This is a genomic window from Dyella lipolytica, from assembly GCF_030160075.1.
In the GTDB taxonomy this organism is placed as follows: Bacteria; Pseudomonadota; Gammaproteobacteria; order Xanthomonadales; family Rhodanobacteraceae; genus Dyella_B; species Dyella_B lipolytica.
The window spans coordinates 298,854-316,769 of record NZ_BSNQ01000009.1 but is presented as its reverse complement, the minus strand read 5'-3'; the positions used below and the strand labels follow the sequence as shown (position 1 = coordinate 316,769).

The 17,916-nt window shown below is 57.2% G+C and carries 19 protein-coding genes; 6 read left to right on the top strand and 13 right to left on the bottom strand.

Annotated features, from left to right (window positions below; all coding sequences use genetic code 11):
- Positions 1-244: 244 nt before the first annotated feature.
- A complete protein-coding gene (locus QQL64_RS14580; RefSeq protein WP_284400966.1) occupies positions 245-535 on the bottom strand; it encodes a hypothetical protein in 291 nt (96 codons plus the stop codon).
- 869 nt (positions 536-1,404) lie between these two features.
- Between QQL64_RS14580 and QQL64_RS14575 the strand changes: the two genes are divergently transcribed.
- On the top strand, positions 1,405-2,601 hold the full coding sequence (locus QQL64_RS14575; RefSeq protein WP_284400965.1) for an FAD-dependent oxidoreductase: 1,197 nt from the start codon (positions 1,405-1,407) through the stop codon (positions 2,599-2,601).
- A gap of 16 nt (positions 2,602-2,617) precedes the next feature.
- Here QQL64_RS14575 and QQL64_RS14570 read toward each other — a convergent pair whose 3' ends face one another.
- The 9 genes from QQL64_RS14570 to QQL64_RS14530 form a co-directional block, all read right to left on the bottom strand.
- The gene (locus QQL64_RS14570; protein ID WP_284400964.1) at positions 2,618-3,175 is read right to left on the bottom strand and encodes a sugar O-acetyltransferase; all 558 of its coding nucleotides are present in this window, start codon (positions 3,173-3,175) and stop codon (positions 2,618-2,620) included.
- Between the two features lie 653 nt (positions 3,176-3,828).
- Positions 3,829-4,632 carry a DUF4349 domain-containing protein gene (locus QQL64_RS14565; RefSeq protein ID WP_284400962.1) on the bottom strand — a complete coding sequence of 268 codons (804 nt, stop codon included), beginning with the start codon at positions 4,630-4,632 and terminating at the stop codon, positions 3,829-3,831.
- A 637-nt stretch (positions 4,633-5,269) separates the two neighbouring features.
- The gene (locus QQL64_RS14560; protein ID WP_284400960.1) at positions 5,270-5,944 is read right to left on the bottom strand and encodes a hypothetical protein; all 675 of its coding nucleotides are present in this window, start codon (positions 5,942-5,944) and stop codon (positions 5,270-5,272) included.
- A 115-nt stretch (positions 5,945-6,059) separates the two neighbouring features.
- Positions 6,060-6,368, bottom strand: a complete 309-nt coding sequence (locus tag QQL64_RS14555) for a DUF1161 domain-containing protein (protein WP_284400958.1) — start codon at positions 6,366-6,368, stop codon at positions 6,060-6,062.
- Positions 6,369-6,521: 153 nt separating this feature from the next.
- Entirely contained in the window at positions 6,522-7,109 is a 588-nt protein-coding gene (locus QQL64_RS14550) for a hypothetical protein (RefSeq protein WP_284400956.1), read from the bottom strand.
- 180 nt (positions 7,110-7,289) lie between these two features.
- On the bottom strand, positions 7,290-7,718 hold the full coding sequence (locus QQL64_RS14545) for a VOC family protein (protein ID WP_284400954.1): 429 nt from the start codon (positions 7,716-7,718) through the stop codon (positions 7,290-7,292).
- Between the two features lie 90 nt (positions 7,719-7,808).
- A complete protein-coding gene (locus tag QQL64_RS14540) occupies positions 7,809-8,180 on the bottom strand; it encodes a YciI family protein (RefSeq protein WP_284400953.1) in 372 nt (123 codons plus the stop codon).
- Between the two features lie 163 nt (positions 8,181-8,343).
- Positions 8,344-9,435, bottom strand: coding sequence for an alpha/beta fold hydrolase (locus QQL64_RS14535; RefSeq protein ID WP_284400951.1), 1,092 nt, complete (start codon positions 9,433-9,435; stop codon positions 8,344-8,346).
- A 152-nt stretch (positions 9,436-9,587) separates the two neighbouring features.
- Positions 9,588-9,896, bottom strand: a complete 309-nt coding sequence (locus QQL64_RS14530; protein ID WP_284400949.1) for a YciI family protein — start codon at positions 9,894-9,896, stop codon at positions 9,588-9,590.
- Between the two features lie 368 nt (positions 9,897-10,264).
- Between QQL64_RS14530 and QQL64_RS14525 the strand changes: the two genes are divergently transcribed.
- The 4 genes from QQL64_RS14525 to QQL64_RS18275 all read left to right on the top strand — a co-directional run bounded on the left by QQL64_RS14525 (position 10,265) and on the right by QQL64_RS18275 (position 12,769).
- Positions 10,265-10,753, top strand: a complete 489-nt coding sequence (locus QQL64_RS14525) for a DUF417 family protein (RefSeq protein WP_284400947.1) — start codon at positions 10,265-10,267, stop codon at positions 10,751-10,753.
- Between the two features lie 90 nt (positions 10,754-10,843).
- Positions 10,844-11,596 carry a GntR family transcriptional regulator gene (locus tag QQL64_RS14520; protein WP_284400946.1) on the top strand — a complete coding sequence of 251 codons (753 nt, stop codon included), beginning with the start codon at positions 10,844-10,846 and terminating at the stop codon, positions 11,594-11,596.
- A gap of 7 nt (positions 11,597-11,603) precedes the next feature.
- Positions 11,604-12,458, top strand: a complete 855-nt coding sequence (locus QQL64_RS14515) for a sulfite exporter TauE/SafE family protein (RefSeq protein WP_284400945.1) — start codon at positions 11,604-11,606, stop codon at positions 12,456-12,458.
- On the top strand, positions 12,455-12,769 hold the full coding sequence (locus tag QQL64_RS18275) for a DUF1634 domain-containing protein (protein ID WP_404601040.1): 315 nt from the start codon (positions 12,455-12,457) through the stop codon (positions 12,767-12,769). The genes QQL64_RS14515 and QQL64_RS18275 overlap by 4 nt, the downstream gene beginning before the upstream one ends.
- A 228-nt stretch (positions 12,770-12,997) precedes the next feature.
- Here the strand turns inward: QQL64_RS18275 and QQL64_RS14510 are convergent, their stop codons facing one another.
- The 3 genes from QQL64_RS14510 to QQL64_RS14500 form a co-directional block, all read right to left on the bottom strand.
- Positions 12,998-14,953 (bottom strand): alpha/beta hydrolase family protein, encoded by a 1,956-nt coding sequence (locus QQL64_RS14510; protein ID WP_284400944.1) that lies wholly within the window; start codon positions 14,951-14,953, stop codon positions 12,998-13,000.
- Between the two features lie 121 nt (positions 14,954-15,074).
- Complete coding sequence (locus tag QQL64_RS14505) at positions 15,075-16,028, bottom strand: hypothetical protein (RefSeq protein WP_284400943.1); 954 nt, start codon at positions 16,026-16,028, stop codon at positions 15,075-15,077.
- Between the two features lie 141 nt (positions 16,029-16,169).
- Positions 16,170-17,225, bottom strand: coding sequence for an alpha/beta fold hydrolase (locus tag QQL64_RS14500; protein WP_284400942.1), 1,056 nt, complete (start codon positions 17,223-17,225; stop codon positions 16,170-16,172).
- Between the two features lie 299 nt (positions 17,226-17,524).
- Here QQL64_RS14500 and QQL64_RS14495 point away from each other — a divergent pair, with 299 nt between their 5' ends.
- Positions 17,525-17,911 (top strand): nuclear transport factor 2 family protein, encoded by a 387-nt coding sequence (locus QQL64_RS14495; RefSeq protein ID WP_284400940.1) that lies wholly within the window; start codon positions 17,525-17,527, stop codon positions 17,909-17,911.
- Positions 17,912-17,916 lie beyond the last annotated feature (5 nt).

Here is a 17,916-nt window from a genome sequence, read left to right as displayed (position 1 = left end):
CAGTCATGAATGTGCTCGGCGACTAGGCAGGGCTCGCCCGCTCGGCATTGCGAGCAGGTCAGGTTATGCAGGATCAGTTCGTTAACGACGGATGTGGTCATGGCTCTTCTCCCTTCGATAGGCGCACCGGTTCCCGTGCCGGCTGAGGGCCTTCAGTAGGGTTATCGGCCAGGGGCGGCTTTACTTGAGTCGCTGGGGAGAAAAGTGGTCAGAGTCACCTTGATGCGCGACTCTGACCGGTAGGTCAGTGGCCTGTGATCCAGCTATCTCCAATCTGCTCGAAGCGCACATGCGCCGCTTCGGTCGAGCCTGCACTCATTTCCATCAGCGTCTCTACGGCTTGCATGGCAAGCGCCAGCGAACGCATATCGACGCACGGCGAGAGTTGGATGGCTCCGCGCATCATGTGAACCACGCCATGCGCGCGTTCTAACAGCATGTAGGCATCATCCAACAGGGCGAGCGGGCTGCCGACAGCGGCAGGGTAGTAACTGGTGCTGAGGGTGAGCCACGCTCCTGCGTCTTTCTCTTTCATCGAACGGTCCTTTGCGCGATGGGGTAGGCGCCACTCAAGACGATGTGGGCGGCGTAATAGCTATCTTCGGACAACGTGTAACCAGCGATTTTGTCGTTCATAGGGTTGCTCCATAACCGTAGGTCACGCCGCGTATTGCGCGCGGCGTGAAGGACTACAGGAAAAATCCTGCATGCGTCGTCGGAACCGGCCGATTCCGTTTTCAGCAAACGTCCTAGGTTGCTCGACGTCGCCCAGAATGAGCGGCGGTGAAGCAGTACAAAATCAGCACAGCGGGGGCACGAAGACGTGCGAGTGCCTTATGATCGAGCGTAACCATGATCAACTCCAGTCTCTTTAGTTGGTTGTGGCCAGCGGATCGTTTGGGTTGCAGCCCAGGCGATCCGCGCTACTTCACTCATGTCGGGCGTGTCGTGTCATCAATGCGGATGGGCACGCCCGACAGTCGGACCTTGGCACAGGTGCCGTATGCGCATCTGTCAGCGAATACAGACGCAGCGCCGATGACAATGCTGAGGTTTTGCGAACGTGTCGGCGAAGTTATGGATTGCCGATCGCCAACGACGTGCGAATTCCGGTAGCACGAACACGTTGCCATGCGTTTGCGACCGTCTCGACAGCCGCCTGACAGATGCTTGCCATGAAACCGCTATAACGCGAGTGCAACGTCATGGACCGCGTCGACACGATGTGAAAGCAGCAAGGCTTCATCGCTGCGCATGTTCACGCATGTGCAAAACCTGACTGACGCAGCGAACGCGTGGTTTACGAACACAGATATCGCGTCGGCAGTGGGTAGCTTGGTTGGGTTACGCTTCGCCGATCCATCTACACAGCGGCTTGTTTCCATACCGCAAGGGAGTGTGTCCGTGCAACGACGTCAATTTCTGCGCCACGCGGGCACCATGCTCGCTCTGGCTTCCACCGCCACACTCGCCGGCTGCGCCCGGCAAGCCATCGTGCCGAACGCAAAGCCCACGGTTCCGCCGCGCGCCGCGCAGTTGGCATCAGGCGTCGCGGAGTTGGCGCCGGTCAGGGCGGAGGTGGACCGCATCACCGGCGTCTACGTATGCACCCGTCCTTTCCGCGCGGCGGGGCCGCGTATCGAGCTGGAAAAGTTCGGCAACAAAGCCGTCGTGCACAACTACGGACACGGCGGCAGCGGTTGGTCGTTGTCGTGGGGTTCGAGCACGCTCGCCGTGCGCATGGCGCAGGCCACCGGCGTGCGCGAGCTGGGTGTCATCGGCTGCGGTGCGCTAGGGCTCACGTCGGCGCTGCTGGCGCAGCGTGCCGGCATGTCGGTGCGCATCTATGCCAAAGCGTTGCCGCCGGATGTGTTCTCGATGCGCGCCACCGGCCTGTGGACGCCGGACTCGCGCATCTGCGACGCGCAGCACGCCGCGGAGTTCGGCGATCGCTGGGAAACCATGGCGCGCACCTCCTATGCCATGTACCAGAGCATGCTGGGGCTGCCCGGCGATCCGATCGAATGGATCGACGGCTATCACCTGCTCGACACTACGCAGGGCCAGCAAAAAGACACGGTCTCCGATGAACCGGAGTACGGTGATTTGAGCGATCGCATCAGCGATCTCGGGCCGCAGTCCGTCACGCTGCCCGTGGGCAGCACGCCTTTCCCGCAACCGGCGCGGCGTTTCAGCATCATGATGTTCAACATCACCAGCTATGCACGCATGCTGATATCCGACTTCCAGCTGGCCGGCGGAAAAATCATCGTGCGCGAATTCAACCATCCGCGCGAATTGCAGGCGCTGCCCGAGCACACCCTGATCAATGCCACAGGCTACGGCGCCAGGGCTCTGTTCAACGACGAGTCGATCATTCCCGTGCGCGGCCAGACCGCGCGTCTGATTCCGCAGCCCGAAGTGAATTACGCGCTCAATGCCCGCGGCCTCAGCATGGTGCCGCGCCGTGACGGCGTGCTGGTGCAGGTGATGGGCGACACCGGCAACTTCAACAACAGCGACCTCACGCCCAATCGTGCAGCCTCCGAGGCTGCAGTGCGGCAGCTTGCCGACATCATGGCGACGATGCGCAGCACCTGACGCTGCGGACGTTTCCTCATTCGGCAATCGAACGAATGACCCGCGCCGGATTTCCCCCGACAAGGGTATTCCGTGGAACGTCCTTGGTGACGACCGAACCCGCCGCGACGACCGAGTTCTCTCCAACGGTTACGCCACCGATGATGGTCGCGCTGGCTGCGATCCAGACGTTTCTCTCAATCGCGATGGGCTTCGCGATGACGGAGGCGCGCCGCTGAGAAGGTTCAATGGGATGACCCGTCGTGATGATGCTCACGTTCGGCCCGATCATCACATCGTCGGCAATGTCGAGCCCGCCAAGGTCATAGAACGTGCAATTCTGATTGACGAAGACATTGCGCCCGACACTGATATCGACGCCGCTTGCGGTGTAGAAGGGCGGTATCAATAAGAAGCTGTCGTCCACCTTCTTGCCGATGAGATCGCTGAACAAGGCCCGGACTTCATCTGCATCGTCGTACGTCAAACGGTTGAGAGCGGCGGTGATCGCCATCGCCCGTCTGACATTTGCCGACATGGCCGCTGATTCCGGTGTTCTCCTGGGAATGATCTTGGTGCGATCATCACTCGTCATTCGTTATTTTCCTCCGGCGCGGTCGAGTTAGCGTTCGGCGCATTGTCGCGGCGCCGAGATTCGTTGGATAGTAAGCATTAGGGCATCCCGCCAATGCGAGCATCGTCATGACCGAGGCGATGTGGTTCATCGGCCTGGTTGTATTGCTCCGTTTCGAAGCGTCCGCTTTGGGTCGAAAGCGGACGTCATTTGGGAGCCGGATCGGTGAACGCGGATGTCGCTAATTCCGCGGCCACAGCACCCAGCAAACTATTTACACTATCCATGATCCAGGCCCTGTAGTGCTCCTCAGCTGCGACTCTCCCCGCATCTACCGCCGCAAGTCCCTCAGTGCTCCACAGCTGGCGCACCTGGCCAACAGGAAACCGATCTGTTTCAGAGTCGACTCCGATAAACGGGCGAAACAACTCGTCATCCAAACCATGATTGGACCAACACCACTGCACAACCTCCCTAACGCCCTCCGTTAAGCAGACTTTCCCCATCAAGAGGTTCTCTAACGCTTGTCTGAGGTGTAGGAGGACGATGGTGTTCGCGTAACCGACTTTCATCACTTCCTCGAGTTTTCACGAGTAAGGTCCGCTTTGGGTCGAAAGCGGACACTCCACTAGCACCAAATTGATCCACCATGTCCTAAAACATGACCAACCGTATTAAGTACTTTCGTCCTTATTTTCTAAACGAGCGCGACGTTCGCGTGATTTTCGCGTCACCCGGCGCCAGAGCCATCGCCAGCACAGTGCCAGTGGGAAAGCCAGCGACAAGAACGGAATGCCATATGCAAGCATCGAGAGGGTATCGCGAATGCCGTCATACAGCTGATCAGTCCATTCGCCGAAAGTAATACCAAGATGACGTCCGTGTGCCTCGTCGGTGAAATCCATCTGCAGAAGGTTCGTGTCGATGCGCCTTTGCTGCTGCGCGGCGGTATTTTGCAAATTCTCGCGCTCGATCTGTATTTGCGCGCGTTCATGGCTCAACGCGATGAGGTCACTCGCCGAGAGATCCTTGCGCTCGGCAAGTTGCTCTATCTGAGTCGAATAGATTTCGAGTTCTTTTAGTTGCTGTTGATTGTCGTTCACCGCGTCGGCCAGATCTTCCGCCTGCGTCTGTCGCCAAGCCAGCTTTCCACTCTGACTAGCCAGAGCGCTAATTGGTTCGACGCCTGAGGGGACTATACGTACCGTTAGAGATCCGCTTTCTTCGCTCTGATCGAGGCGCAATACGTTGCAAGCACCGAATCGTGCCGACTCACAGGCTTCGCGTACGGCGGCCATACGTGGCGCAATTTGTTCCCGCTGCAATTCAATACGCAGATGATGCTCATAGGCCAGCTTAGCTCCCGCTTTGCCTGTTTCACCCGCAACAGGCAACGGCCCTACTTCTTGCTTCTTCGAACACCCGGCGACCACTAGCACCAGTGTCGCTACCAGTATCCAACGCTTCGCAGTGGACATGCCCTCTCCCTGTAAATGTAGTTGTCCGCTTTTGCTTAACTCAGCTTCAAGTCGAGCCGCGAAAATTATGTCCGCTATGGGTCGAAAGCGGACGTTAATCCTACGGCTTCCATGGAAGAAACGCTCTCCAAGGATTGGCCGCTCAATCACAGCGGGTTTACTTGGCTGGATCGTAGGAAGACGTTGCCGAATTCCAAGGAATCTCGTGATCGTCGACGTGTACGGACCAAGATGCACCTGCCACTGACCTCCTGATCTCCGACAGCAACCGACACCAATGCTGCAACCCGATCCACATAGCTTCCTGACTATTGTCAGGAAGCCTCGTGGAACCCTCAAAGATCGCGTTCGGTTGACCTGGGTTCGCGCGATCGTAAATGCCAAAAGCCTCCCAGTTGGGCGGCCTTCTAAACCAGCTTCGTTTTGCGGTCTGCTTGTTGATGGCGTATTGGTCAACAAGCGCTGCAATAGCGCTGCTTTCCGCCTTTGTCAGCGGATGACCTCTCGCTGCGCTGTAGTAAATCGAAATACTCACAGGCTCTCCGTATTGACAAGACGTCTATCACCGCATGGGCCGCTTTGGGTCGAAACCGGATGTTCACCGCACGCTTGACCTCGCCCAATGTAACGCCGCCTCTCATTCAAATCTCAGGGCCAAAGCGCTCAGGGCAATGCCGAGCAATAGCAGACTGCCAAAGAACACCGCCATCTTCTTCTGGATCGACCACCTTTCTGGCTCAAGCGCATAGTTTCCAGGCAACACAATCATGAGCTGCGGAACCTCTTCGCTCAGGGAGGCGATCATTTCCCCAGCCGATTCTGGAACGGGAAGATCAAGCCCATTGTCCGCGCGCCGTGTCATCAGGAGAAGATTGCCTGCATTGGCCACGATAAGCGGCGGCGCCATGTTCCAACCGGTTATCGATGCAGATCTGCCAGACTGGACTACCAGCTTATTGATCTTCTTGCCTTGGTCCGGTCGCAGGTCCGTGGGAGCCCACACCAGAGTGGCGAATAGGTCGGGGGCACCGACACGAAGACTTTCCTCGCTCAACACCCTGTCGAAATCCGCGAGGAGGTCTTTCTGTCCGGCCTCTCCCACGCATCTTCGGACAAACTTTTCATCGCCATTTTCCACCCGCCAACAGGCAGCGAGAAGCTCGAGCTTTTCATCGAAGAGCACCACGACTGAAAGGAGCACGTCCCGGGTCATGCCAACACCGATTGTTTCGGGCTTGCTTATCCAATCGGATGGGAAATCGATGCCACGATATATCTCTGCGACCACCCGCGATGTTGCAACCGCCGTCATGTGCCTCCCCCTCCAGAAGTATGTCCGCTTTGGGTCGAAAGCGGACATCTGCTTGCTTCAGGCCATGCATTTGAAGCCTCGTCTCACCCTGGCTAATTTCGCAGAGTACCTACGATCACCCGCCGGTTTGGCCTGATCGAGTCGGTGCGGGAGGTTGCAGAGGCAGCACACTGTTTGAGTTCTCGTCGCTTACCTTGGATTGCCCACGGGAATACACAATGACTTTGTTGCCCTCGCATCGCCCGACCACTTTGCCTTCGTTCTTATCTGCCTGATCGGCAGACACCACTTCCAAACTATAACTATTAACGCCGTGCGCTTTGATCTTTGCGTCGATATCGGATTTCACGGCATCGCAAGAGGCGTGGGCAAACAATGGCAACGTGATCAATGCTAGGGCAACGATAGACATATGCGACTTCATGTTTACTCCTTGGTTGGACTTCTTTAAGAAATGGGGTAGCGAGAAAAAAGGTCAGAGTCACTTTTAACTCACAGAAGAGGCACTCTGACCTTTTTTCAACTGTCCGCTTTGGGTCGAAAGCGGACAATTAATTCCTAAGCCAAGGCGTACATGTTACCTGCCGCCATAGGGCACATCCTTGTAGGTGATTCGGTCGAACCTTGTACCCAAAAGCCCGGCGAATTCATCCACAGTTACCGGTTCGCCAATCCGTCTTTGCCCTGGCGCATTTGCGACACACTGCCTTGCCTCACCAGAGGTAAAGGTGTCCCTGTAAACAACGACGATGGAATGACATCCTCTGCGATTTTCCAAACCAGTCACGGTTGTCGCGAATGTAACTGGCGTTGCCGGCATGATTCGGACTGCAAGTAATAGCAGACTTTGAATGATCCCCCAAAAGAAGGCGGCCATGACGCAGCCAATAAACAATGCCTTAAGGGCAGCTGTGGAAGGCTCATCCTGAGAGTTACCCCCACACTGGTCCCTGTATTTGTAATCTTTCGCCCGGAAGTCACGCATCCAAAGCCACGCCACCAAGGCCCCTAGAATGCCGCTGAGCGGAGTTACCGCGTACCAGGTGACGTTGTCATATAGATGGGTGTCTTGCGCCCCGTTGCCCATTAAGACAACGATCAAAAGCAGAACTAAAACCGGGGCCCAGCGTGCGCTGATGGTTGGTTTTGAGATAGCGGTGTCCATGTGCCACGCCCTTTCGCTGCTAGTGCCGATTGCGATCCAAGACTTGTCTTACGAGCGTCCGTTTCGGGTCGGAAGCGGACATGGCGAATGGGGCACCGCGGCGCTCCTATCTTGGACTATTAGCGACCATACGGTTCCAGCATACAGAAGAGATAAAGGTGATCCCTTCTTGTTCGATGGCTACGGGTGCCGCTTCGGGTTCCACGCTTTGTGCACGAACTCAATACGGTTTCCATCGAAGTCGGCGACGTTAGCTGCGTAGTAGCCTCGGGCGAAGTAGGTGCGATCTGCTGGTTTACCTTCGTCGGTGCCACCGGCTTTGATGGCAGCCGCGTAGGCAGCGTCGACCAATTCATTGGTATCGCAGACGATGCCGATGTAGAGCCCGGTCTCGCCGGGCTTGCGTTGCCGTAGCCAGACGCTTGATCCGACCGCCTTCCCGCTGAGATACGCATCATCAGCAATGCCGTAAAGATCCGGGACGCTCTCGGGACCTGAAGCGGCGTCGTAGTTGCCGAACAGGCGCCAGCCGAGCGGCTTCAGGGCTTCAGAGTAGAACGCCAGCGACTTGTCGATGTTGGTGACGGAGATGTAGACGTGATCGATCATTTTCCCTCTTCTTGTTGCTTCAAAGCCAATGCGGAAAAGGTCCGCTTCGGGTCGAGAGCAGACACTCCCAATTGATGCGCACAGCAACCCTCATCGGGCCAGGTAAAAATCCATAGGGATAAGCTCAACGGCCCATCCGCCTGCTTCGCCCAGCGTGGCAGCCGGGTGCATGGATGCGATGCGTAGCGCCTCGTCATGGCTGTCCGCCTCAATGATGAACAGGCCGCCCACTACTTCCTTCGACTCGATGTAAGGCCCATCGCTGATGTGCGTCTTACCGTTGCGTGGGCGAAGCGTCTTCCAGCTGTCCAGATCGCCAAGCGACGCGGAAACCAGAACCTTGCCGGTAGCGCGCATCTTCTCGTCCAATGCCGGACATTGGCTTATCAAATCCTTGACGTTGTCCGGCGCCATCGCAGCGAATTTTTCGGGGGTGAAGTAGGCCAGGCCGAGGTATTTCATGGGAGCTCCATTGGGTTGGGATGCACTGGCGACGAAGCTGATGATCGGAAATCGACAATTCTTTGGGGAGTTTGTAGCGGGTCCCGACCACCCTGTTCGTTATGGGTCGAAAGCGGACATTAAACCTGCTCCATTGGCTGGAGAATCCACCTCATTTCTCAGCCTAGGGATACGCCGGCACACGGCACAAGTGGATAAGATGCTCAATGGCGCCAATCACCACGTCGGGTCGTTCTTTTTGGACGTAGTGTCGGCTCGGCACTTTGATGAACTGACCTCGCGTCGATTCGTCGGCGATATGGCGCATTTGCTCACTATTCCATGACAAAAACTCTCTTTGCTCGACCGTTGGCGTGCCCTTGAAGGTGATCGACTTGAACCAATCGGCCGAAATCACTACCAGTGGGAGGTCGCCAAGCGAGTGCTCGGCCAGTGCGATACTCCGCCCGTCGATCGAATCCCCGTCGTTGTCGATGGGATAGAACAAGTTTTGTCGTTCCGAGAAAAGGGTCGCCTGGTAGGCGGGTTGCGTCTCCATGGTTCGGATGGTGTGCGCCAGCACCCGTTCGTTTGGATCTTGCTGGGCGCCGAAGTCGTCCAGGCACTTCAAGGAGTCCGCGCCCTCAGGTTGCAATGCGTGCTGCTGCGCCGCGTGCCAGCAATTTTCCAATTGCTGGCCTCGCGCGAGATAGTTTTCGTATTTGTGAACATAGTATGCGGTCGCTGCCGAAGACAGCTTCTCTGTGACGGTGGGGTCAACCAATACCAACCCTGCGACACGATTGGCATGTTCGTAGGTGAACAGACGGACATTTAATCCACCGCGAGAATGTCCAACTAGGATCACGCGATCACCCAGCTTGGCGTGATCGATTAGCGCCAACATATCCTCGACGGCCGCTTGCGCTGTCGCGCGCCGATCGACGGTGTCGCTAAAAAAATAGTTGGCCCGATCATAAGTGCATGCGCGCGTCGTCTTGGCAATCTCACCTTGCACCGCGCGCCAACCCATTGTGCCGTCACCCAGCCCAGCATCGAAAAGCACCGTTGGCGAGCCTTCACCGAGGCAATAAACGTTGAGCCGCCGGCCGGGTGCCACGACGACGAGTTCTTGCGGATGCGTGTATGCCGATGCCGGAAGCGATTCCGGTGGAGCGGCGGGTGCGGTGGTGGCTATTAACGAGCTGAGAATCGATACGACCGTAAGTACGGAACGAAAACGTGTCATGCAGAATTCCTTGTCGCCTGACAGCAAGAGGCACTGTGATGCGTACGATCCGAAAAACGTTTAGCTCCGCAGTGTCCGCTTCGGGTCGAAAACAGACGTTCAACGCTTAAGCTCAGCTGCCGGCAGCCCGCGTAGTGGGATGACGGTCAACTGCAGCAAATTGTTCGGCGGCGCCAGCGTCACTGGGTGACTAAGGGGCTCATCAACCGCGGCATCGGCAGAGCTTCGAACCGAAAGCCCTCATTCGCCTTGATGGTTGGATCGTTCTCGCGAAGTATCTCCATCTCAGCGTCACTGCTCGCGGCAATGATCCCAATGCCGTAGCCGCCTTGAGGATCTGCCACAGGTCCGAACGCGAGAGCCTTTTGCTTGTGCATCAGGTCTTGCCAGTACGCGACGTGCTGACCCATGAGGGCCCGCTCCGCCTGAGTCATGTCTTGAGCGAAGGTGGCGCGGGGAGGAATCAATTTGCAGAAGAAGTATTTCATGGCACAGGAGGCTCCTGGGGTGTCGAGTGATGCCTAACTACCTAAATATACGGACGGGCAAAGGCGGTTAGAGCCAGGCTATGAGATGTCTGCCAGGGGTCGAAAGCGGACATGGTTTTGCTCTCAACTCGTCTAAGACCCGAGAGCACCGCCTGGCATGGATACGTTTGACATAGAGACATCATGATGTCATGATGTGCCCATACAGATAAAGGACCGCCGTGATACGCCCATCCCTCCGGGTCGGATGGTTTGCGGACGCCCAACTGTCTGCGTGAAGACCGAATCACAGGACCGTTGGCGCAGGATCGACCTGAATACCTTGCCCGCAGTATCTGCGCGGCGGCAGACGAAAGAAGAGGATACGTATGCTTAAAGAGTTCAACATCGCCGAGCGGGGCGAAGGCTCCTATTGGCTGCTGGCCATTCTCAGATGGGTGATGGTTCTGATTTTTATTTCGTTCGGCATACAGAAATTCACGCCGCAATCGGCACATGGCATCGCCGTGTATATCGCCAACAGCCCGTTTGTTTCCTGGCTATCCATATTCGGAATTCGGGGTGAGGCGAATGTGCTTGGTGTTGTCGAGCTGACAACGGCAGTGTTGCTTGCTGCTGGAGCATTCGTCCCCGTTCTGTCGGCCCTCGGCTCCTTGATGGGTGTCGGCACGTTCATGATCACCTGGTCGTTTTTCTTCACGACACCAGGCGTCGTGACATGGAGCCTGTCCACGGACCCCATCGCGTGGAACCTTGCCGGAGAATTTCTATACAAGGACATCGTGCTTCTTTGTGTTTGCCTCGTCTTGTTTTTGGCATCCCTGCCGAAAACGGTTATTCGTCTTCGAATAAACTGAGTTTCTGCCATGCCCGCCACGCTTTCCGCTGACGCCAAGCAGGTGCCCAACTAGATATTCGTCGACACCCCAAAGAGGTTGCGTCTCAGCATGTCCGAAAGCCCTTCAACGCGTCTGCCGCTTTACGCCCAGATCGAAGATGTTCTCGCAGCTCGCATTTCGAGCGGTGCGATGCCTGTTGGAACGCAACTTCCATCGGAAGAGGAACTGAGCCGCGAGTTTGGCGTGAGTCGGACCACCGTCCGCGTGACGATTCAGAACCTCGTGCGGCAGGGCTTGGTGGAAATCCGGCGTGGTCGAGGGACATTCGTGGCCTCGCCGAGAATGGTTCAAGAACTCGCAGAGTTGACCGGCTTCGTCGAGGATATGCGGGCCTTGGGCCGAACGCCCACAGCCCGCGTGCTCAGTCGAGAGATTGTTCCAGCCACCTCGCTCGTCGCAGACAAGCTTGCACTTCCTGCAGGGACAACGGTGGTGCAAATCCGGCGCGTGCGATTATCAGATGGCGTGCCGCTCTCGTTCGACGAGACCTATCTGCCGGAGGAACTCGGCCGCAGGGTGATGACCGATGACCTCGCCAACGAGCCCATCTTCACTCTGCTGGAAGAGCGATACGACACGCCGCTGGTCGAGGCTGAATATGTTCTGGAAGCCACCGTGGCTGATCCCACCGTTGCGATGGCGCTGGAAATTCCTGTCGGCAGTCCGATCTTCTTGATCGAACGCACTTCCTACACCTCGGGACATCGCGCCGTCGACCACGAAAGGCTGTATTACCGAGGCGACTACATTCGGTTCAAGACACGCCTGGCGCGACGCCGCGTCTCACATACCCAGAAGTGAGATAGACGTGCTGGCAACTTCTGTTCCGGGACTCTTTTGTATCTCGGTCGGTGCGAGTGCCCTGGGTGGGGCGCTTGGAATGAGCAGCGGCATCTTCATCGTCCCCATCTTGACCCTCATCGCGGGTGTGGATGTTCGTGTCGCCATTGGTTCCAGCGTCGTTTCCGTGATCGCCTGTTCCTGCGGTAGTGCTGCGTCGTTCCTCAAGGAGCGTCTTACGAACGTGCGGCTCGCGATTGTGTTGGAGACAGCGACCACCCTCGGAGCCGCGACCGGCGTGCTGCTTTCCGGAGTCGTTTCGGTTCCCGTTCTCTATGCGGTATTCGCCATGGTGCTTCTGGTTTCCGCTTGGCAGATGCTGATGCGCCGAGGGAACGCCACTGCGCATCCTGATGGCGGACCGACCGATGGGTGGGTGCGCCGGCTGGACTCTGTCTATCCGGACCGCGCCATCGGCGGCGACGTGGCCTATCGGGTCGAGCGCCTGCCGGCGGGCCTCGCCCTGATGTACGGTGCCGGGCTGCTGTCCGCGCTACTTGGGATCGGCAGCGGTGTACTAAAGATCCCGGCCATGGACACCGCACTTCGCTTGCCGATCAAGGTCTCGTCCGCGACGTCGAACTTCATGATCGGTGTAACGGCAGCCGCGAGCGCGGGCGCCTATTTCATCCGCGGCGCGATCGTGCCGGCGATCGCGGGCCCTGTCGCCCTGGGGTCGGTCGTCGGTGCGCTTCTGGGCGCACGCCTCCTGGTGTTCGTCTCGCCGAACAAACTTCGCTTGGTCTTCGTAGTCGCGCTGCTGGTCCTGGCGATTCAGATGGTTTTCGCAGCGGTGGGCGTACGCAGAGTCTTTGCGGCATGACGACGCCGACATGCAGCGCTGCTGATCGATTGGACGGCCGCCTGGCGTGGCTCCTGAGCCGTGGAAGCGGGGCGTCATGCTGGCTCATCGCGATCGGGATGGTGCTGCGCATGTTTGGCGCAAGCGCACGATCGGGAGCTGATCGACTTGTCTCAACCGGAATCGTCCTGTTGATTGCGCTCCCGACCCTCCGCGTCGCGACGATGGGTGTGTGCTTTCTTTTCCGCCGTGAATTCGACTTCGCTCTGATCTCTGCTCTTGTCCTCGCGATCTTGGTTGCATCGACATTGCTTGGCGTTGCTGCGGGATGATTGCAGTGAGGCACTCGATGAATCGATCGAGGGGACAAGGTTAAGCAGACTTTGATGCTCGGCGACAGGGTCAAGGCGTCCACGATAGCGCCAAGTGGATCACTTGACTGGGACATGAAGATTTCCAGACATCTGACTAACTACATATGTGCACACAGGCCTGGACCGAACTGTCCGCCTTGGGTTGCGGCATCAGCAACCCAAAGCGGAGGGAATCGTTTCAGACCGTTAGTTCGCTTGCACGCCAGGCCCGATGTTTTTTTCGAGAAAGCTCTGCACGTGGTTGTACATGTCCACGCGATTCTCTTCCTTGTAGAAACCGTGCCCTTCGTTTGGTTTGATCAGCCATTCGTAAGGCTTGTGCGCGGCCTCCAATGCGGCGCGCATCGCCTTGGCCTGTGCATAGGGCGCGCGTTCGTCTGCCTCGCCGTGAATCAATAGCACGGGCACGTCGATCTTGTCGGCGAGCTTGTCGGGTGAATTGGCTGCGAGTTCGGACGGATCCTTGCCAATGGCTTGCTCCAGGTAACTTCTTCCGATCGTCCGCTCCTTGATGTCGCCCTTGTCGTACATCATGGCCAGATCGTAGATGCCAGCCTCACCGATCGCGCACTTGAAAAGGCCCGGCGCGCGGATCACGGTCATCATCGCCGAATAGCCGCCAAAGCTGCCGCCAAAGACGCAGACACGCTTAGGGTCGCCATAGTGTTGCGCTTCGGCCCACTTCACACCGTCGATCAGATCCTGCTGAATGCGCGTTCCCCATTTGCCGTATCCGGCATCGACGAACCCAGGGCCGCGACCGCCCGATCCGCGATAGTTAATTTGCAGGACCAGATAGCCGCGGCTCGCGAGGAACTGCGCATCGGTGTCGAAAAACCAGGTGTCGCTGATGTCGAACGGGCCACCGTGCGGCAACAGCACCATGGGCAGGTTGTTCATGGTGGCACCGTGCGGCACGGTAAGAATCGCTTCCAGCGGCATGCCGTCACTGGCAATGAAATGCATGGGCACACGCGAGCCCATCTTGTCGGGATCGATGCTTGCGTTCTCTGAGAATAATTTCGCCACCGTCCTGGCTTTCATGTCGAACAGGTAATACGTGCCAGGGTCGCGATCGCTGCTGACCTTGAAAATCAGGATGGTTCCGTCTTCGCTGAAGCTGGAGAAACTAACGAACTGGTTTGGAAATTTGCTGAGCAGTACTTGATAAATCTGAGACAGCGGCTGGTCGCCGTTGATAACGATCGACGTCGGAATGCCGGTAACGGGCGAAGCGGAGATCGGTTCGTTTTGCGGCGTCCATTGCACGTAGCCGACGCTGCCGAAGTCGTCCTTGGCCAGCAGCTGCGATTGGGTACCGTCCGCATTCGTTTGCACGAGCGACAACGGGCCGCCTTTGACGCTGGTGCGTGCATACAGATGCTGCTTGTCTTGCGAGAAGGTAATGGGTTCGAAGCGGTCGCCGTGTTCGCCGTCGGCAAGCGACACCCACCGGTCGTTCTGCATGCGATAGACGACGTAATTAGCGGATAAGTCCAAGCCTTGCGCGTAGCGCACCTTGCCGTCTGGATCCAGGGTGAAGTCCATGTCACCCACATTGATCTGGCCGATCAGGTGGCGGACGCCGTTGTCGGCATTGACGTCGTACAGCCAGGTGTTCTTTTCGTCGTTCCACATGTACGTCTGCATGTAGAAGTGACCGTTGGCTTTCGAAGGCAAGCTGGCGATGGTGGCATAACCGTTGTCGGCCGTGTACTGCAGGCCGCCGCGCCCGGCCTGGGCCTCTTCGCGAATGAACATCGGTAGGATCCGCTTGCCGTCCGCGTTGGCGGCGATGATTTCGCCCTGCCGTTCCGGGTGATCGAGCGTGCCCACGAATTTAGCCAGTTCGACCACCAGGCGTTCGGGTCCCGCCCACTCGATGTCGTACGGAAGCTGGTGAAAGGGCAGTCGCAGATTTTTCGGATGGTGCATGTCGTCGAGATGGTAAATCTGCACGGAGTGGTCTTCGCCCTGCTCAAGGGCTACGGCGAGATACTTTCCGTCGGGCGAAAGCCTGGGCATCGAAAAACCGCCTCGATGCGCGAAAGCTTCCACCGACACTGGGTCGCCGGCTGCGACGACGGCAGGCATCAATAAACACAGCGCGGCCGCCAAGGCGCGCGCACGTCCATTCCTCATGTTTTATCCCCTGATTGCACACGATGCGTTATACGGTTCGACCAACCTGCTCCCCAGGGCCGCCCGCGTGGCGCCAGTGTAGCCAAACAGTCGCAGGCTGGCAGTGTCCTGACGTCGCAACTCAATCGGGATTGGGTTGTTTGCCCGAATTCAACCAATAGCTAAGGCCCCCTGCTGCGAGCCCTATCAGAAAGATCCCCAAGAAAATCTCGCCAAATAAGGCGAGGGTACGGCGGTACTGTTCGCCATGATCGATCCGAAAAACATCGTCATTGAAGTTCAGTGCCGATACTTGAGGATGATCAACTTCATAGGCGATGGGGACATGCTGATTTGTCTTGGCATAAACGACATCGGGGTCATTTGGACGGTTGCTTGTTCCAAGCTGGGCATAGCCATGTATAGGTTGCGATACTCCGCTCGTTTCAGACGTCGGCGTAAACGCATATTCCACATTTATGCTGCAAGAACGTTTTCCGCAGGATCCCGTATAGATGCGGACGACATCCGCCATCGCTCGTTGACCATTGAGCTGGATTTTGACCTCAGTGCGTTCTTGGTTGCGTAGCCAAATGGCCATGAGGACAAAAAATACCGTGCAAAACAGTGCGAGAAATTTGGCAAAAAATGCAAATTTGGACATGGGATCATTGAGGTCGACTTTCGCGCTTAGGCGCCTAGTGACAACAACGACTCCCATGATCGCGAGAAGGGCGATACATACAAATCCAACGTCGCCGTGCAGCAGGATGGCGGATGCTGACGACGGATTGCTGAGAATCGGGATACCCCAGATAACGAAGATCCCGAAAACAGCGCCAAAGACCCATGCATACTTCGTACTGGTTTTCTCTGTTTCGCTATAAGCAGAGTCGCTCGGCTGTTGCTGGTAGGCAGGCACTTCGTCCAGTCTGTTGCCCGACTCAGAGACGGAGCTCTGTGCGTAGCCCGAAAATGACCCTTGCGAATGATGCGAGGTCTTCGCATACGCCTTGCCACAAGAAGGACATTGCCAATCAGGTGCCTGATCAGTCGGTTTCCTTTGATAGCCACAAGCCTCACAAATGGTTTCCATGCCCACTCCCTGTTTGGGTTGATCCGATTGAGTTAATAATTGTGTTCGCTAGTTAAAAAATGTCCGCTTCGGGTCGGAAGGGGACATTCGGCTATCAGTTACGGTGACAGCCGACCCAATGACTGACTAAGCCACACGTAACTATTTGCTCGATGTCACCATGGATTGCTGAGCTTCGTCATTGGCGATTGAGATGGTTTGTTCGATCGCATCGATCACGATTTCGGGCCGATCGAGCTGAATGAGGTGACCCGAGCGCGGCACGATTTCATTGACGCCGTGAGTCGACATCGCGGCGACCTGGTTGTGCATGTCTTCCCATACCAGCGTATGTTGGTCTTGCATCTGCTGCGTCCAATCCTTATTGCGCGGATACGGCGCATGCGTCAGCACGATGATGGGCATGTCGCCGAAATCCTTGCGGGTGGCGCGTGTCTCTTCCGCGCTAGCGTAGAAGACGCTCTTAAACTCGGAGGCGATGGCCGCTTGCCATTTGAGCATTGCGCCGTACTTCAAGATGGCATCGTTGATGGCCTGGCTATAACGCGGATCGGCATCCCCCACGCATTTCTTGTAGGCCGGGCTGCCTTTGGCAATCGCGCCATTCTTTGCGGCATCCAGGCAGCTTGTGTCTTTTAGGCTGGTATCCCATCGCGCTTTGCCGCCGGGCGGATCGATGGCCCATTCGCGGTTGGACTGGTCTTCATGCGAGCCGTCGACGATGACCATGCCGACCACTTCGTCGCGATACCGATCAGCAAAAACGCGCACAGCCATGCCGGCGGCGGAGTGCCCGACCAGGATATAGGGCGGATCGACATGAGCGGCATGCAATAGCGCGTGTAGATCTTCGGCGTCGTTTTGGGCGTCGCTCGGTCGTGTAGCGGCATCGCTGAAGCCAATCCCGGCACGGTCGTACGAGCAGGCTCGATATTTCTTGGCAATAGTCGGCTGGACCAGGCCCCAAGCGACAGTGGAAGCGCCCAGGCCCGTATCAAACACCACGGTAGGCGAGCCGTCGCCGCGACAATAAAGATTGAGGCGTCGGCCGCCTCCGATATCTACAAGTTGCTGAGGTTTGGTGTAGGCCGGGTCGTCGATAATTTGCGGCTTTACTGGCGTCTTTTGCGCGGAGGCTGGCGCAGCCAGTGACAAGCCCGCAATGGCCAACACCGCGAATGCGGTTGCTTTCATCATGAATTCCCCCTGGTTCCCTTAACGCACTTTCTTTAAAGGCTATCTTTACCACAAGATGAATCAAACGCTATGCCGGCTTTGGTTTTAATCGGGATCGCTCAGCGGTGTCCGTTTTGGGTTGCGACTTCAGCCGGTCGACACAACACCCACAGACTACGCGAGCACTTGTGTGCCAGCTAGGCTAAGCGCAACCTATTTAACCGTCCAAGCGGATACGCGTATCGCACGTCGCTTGACTCAGGCATTAGATACGTACCAAGTGTTGGTGCCGCAAGCACGCAGGCTCAATAGGGAGGCCGATGATGGAAGCGCAGAACATCCGGATGGCCATCGATCGACATTGGGCTGCATCCGCTGCGGGTGATCAAATTGCCGAGCATGAGATCTATCACGATGATGCCGTGTGCGAGTACCCACAGTCAGGCGAGATCATTCACGGCCGGCATAACCTGCAAGCGCTTCGTAGCCATCACCCAGGTAAACCGTCGGGGTTCGCGATCCGGCGTATCGCAGGAGAGGGCAATCTCTGGGTTACCGAGTATGTGATTACCTACGAGGGCAAGCCCGCGTACACCGTGAGCATCATGGAGTTCCGGGATGGAAAGGTGGCGCACGAGACTCAATACTTCGCCGATCCGTTCGCCGCGCCTGCTTGGCGTGCTCAGTGGGTCGAGCGAGGGGCGTGATCAAT

Bases quoted from the DNA above. Each gene is read 5' to 3' on its own strand.
- QQL64_RS14580 (WP_284400966.1), bottom strand. From the start codon at position 535: ATGAAAGAGAAAGACGCAGGAGCGTGGCTCACCCTCAGCACCAGTTAC.
- QQL64_RS14570 (WP_284400964.1), bottom strand. From the start codon at position 3,175: ATGACGAGTGATGATCGCACCAAGATCATTCCCAGGAGAACACCGGAA.
- QQL64_RS14565 (WP_284400962.1), bottom strand. From the start codon at position 4,632: ATGTCCACTGCGAAGCGTTGGATACTGGTAGCGACACTGGTGCTAGTG.
- QQL64_RS14560 (WP_284400960.1), bottom strand. From the start codon at position 5,944: ATGACGGCGGTTGCAACATCGCGGGTGGTCGCAGAGATATATCGTGGC.
- QQL64_RS14555 (WP_284400958.1), bottom strand. From the start codon at position 6,368: ATGAAGTCGCATATGTCTATCGTTGCCCTAGCATTGATCACGTTGCCA.
- QQL64_RS14550 (WP_284400956.1), bottom strand. From the start codon at position 7,109: ATGGACACCGCTATCTCAAAACCAACCATCAGCGCACGCTGGGCCCCG.
- QQL64_RS14545 (WP_284400954.1), bottom strand. From the start codon at position 7,718: ATGATCGATCACGTCTACATCTCCGTCACCAACATCGACAAGTCGCTG.
- QQL64_RS14540 (WP_284400953.1), bottom strand. From the start codon at position 8,180: ATGAAATACCTCGGCCTGGCCTACTTCACCCCCGAAAAATTCGCTGCG.
- QQL64_RS14530 (WP_284400949.1), bottom strand. From the start codon at position 9,896: ATGAAATACTTCTTCTGCAAATTGATTCCTCCCCGCGCCACCTTCGCT.
- QQL64_RS14525 (WP_284400947.1), top strand. From the start codon at position 10,265: ATGCTTAAAGAGTTCAACATCGCCGAGCGGGGCGAAGGCTCCTATTGG.
- QQL64_RS14520 (WP_284400946.1), top strand. From the start codon at position 10,844: ATGTCCGAAAGCCCTTCAACGCGTCTGCCGCTTTACGCCCAGATCGAA.
- QQL64_RS18275 (WP_404601040.1), top strand. From the start codon at position 12,455: ATGACGACGCCGACATGCAGCGCTGCTGATCGATTGGACGGCCGCCTG.
- QQL64_RS14510 (WP_284400944.1), bottom strand. From the start codon at position 14,953: ATGAGGAATGGACGTGCGCGCGCCTTGGCGGCCGCGCTGTGTTTATTG.
- QQL64_RS14505 (WP_284400943.1), bottom strand. From the start codon at position 16,028: ATGGAAACCATTTGTGAGGCTTGTGGCTATCAAAGGAAACCGACTGAT.
- QQL64_RS14500 (WP_284400942.1), bottom strand. From the start codon at position 17,225: ATGATGAAAGCAACCGCATTCGCGGTGTTGGCCATTGCGGGCTTGTCA.
- QQL64_RS14495 (WP_284400940.1), top strand. From the start codon at position 17,525: ATGATGGAAGCGCAGAACATCCGGATGGCCATCGATCGACATTGGGCT.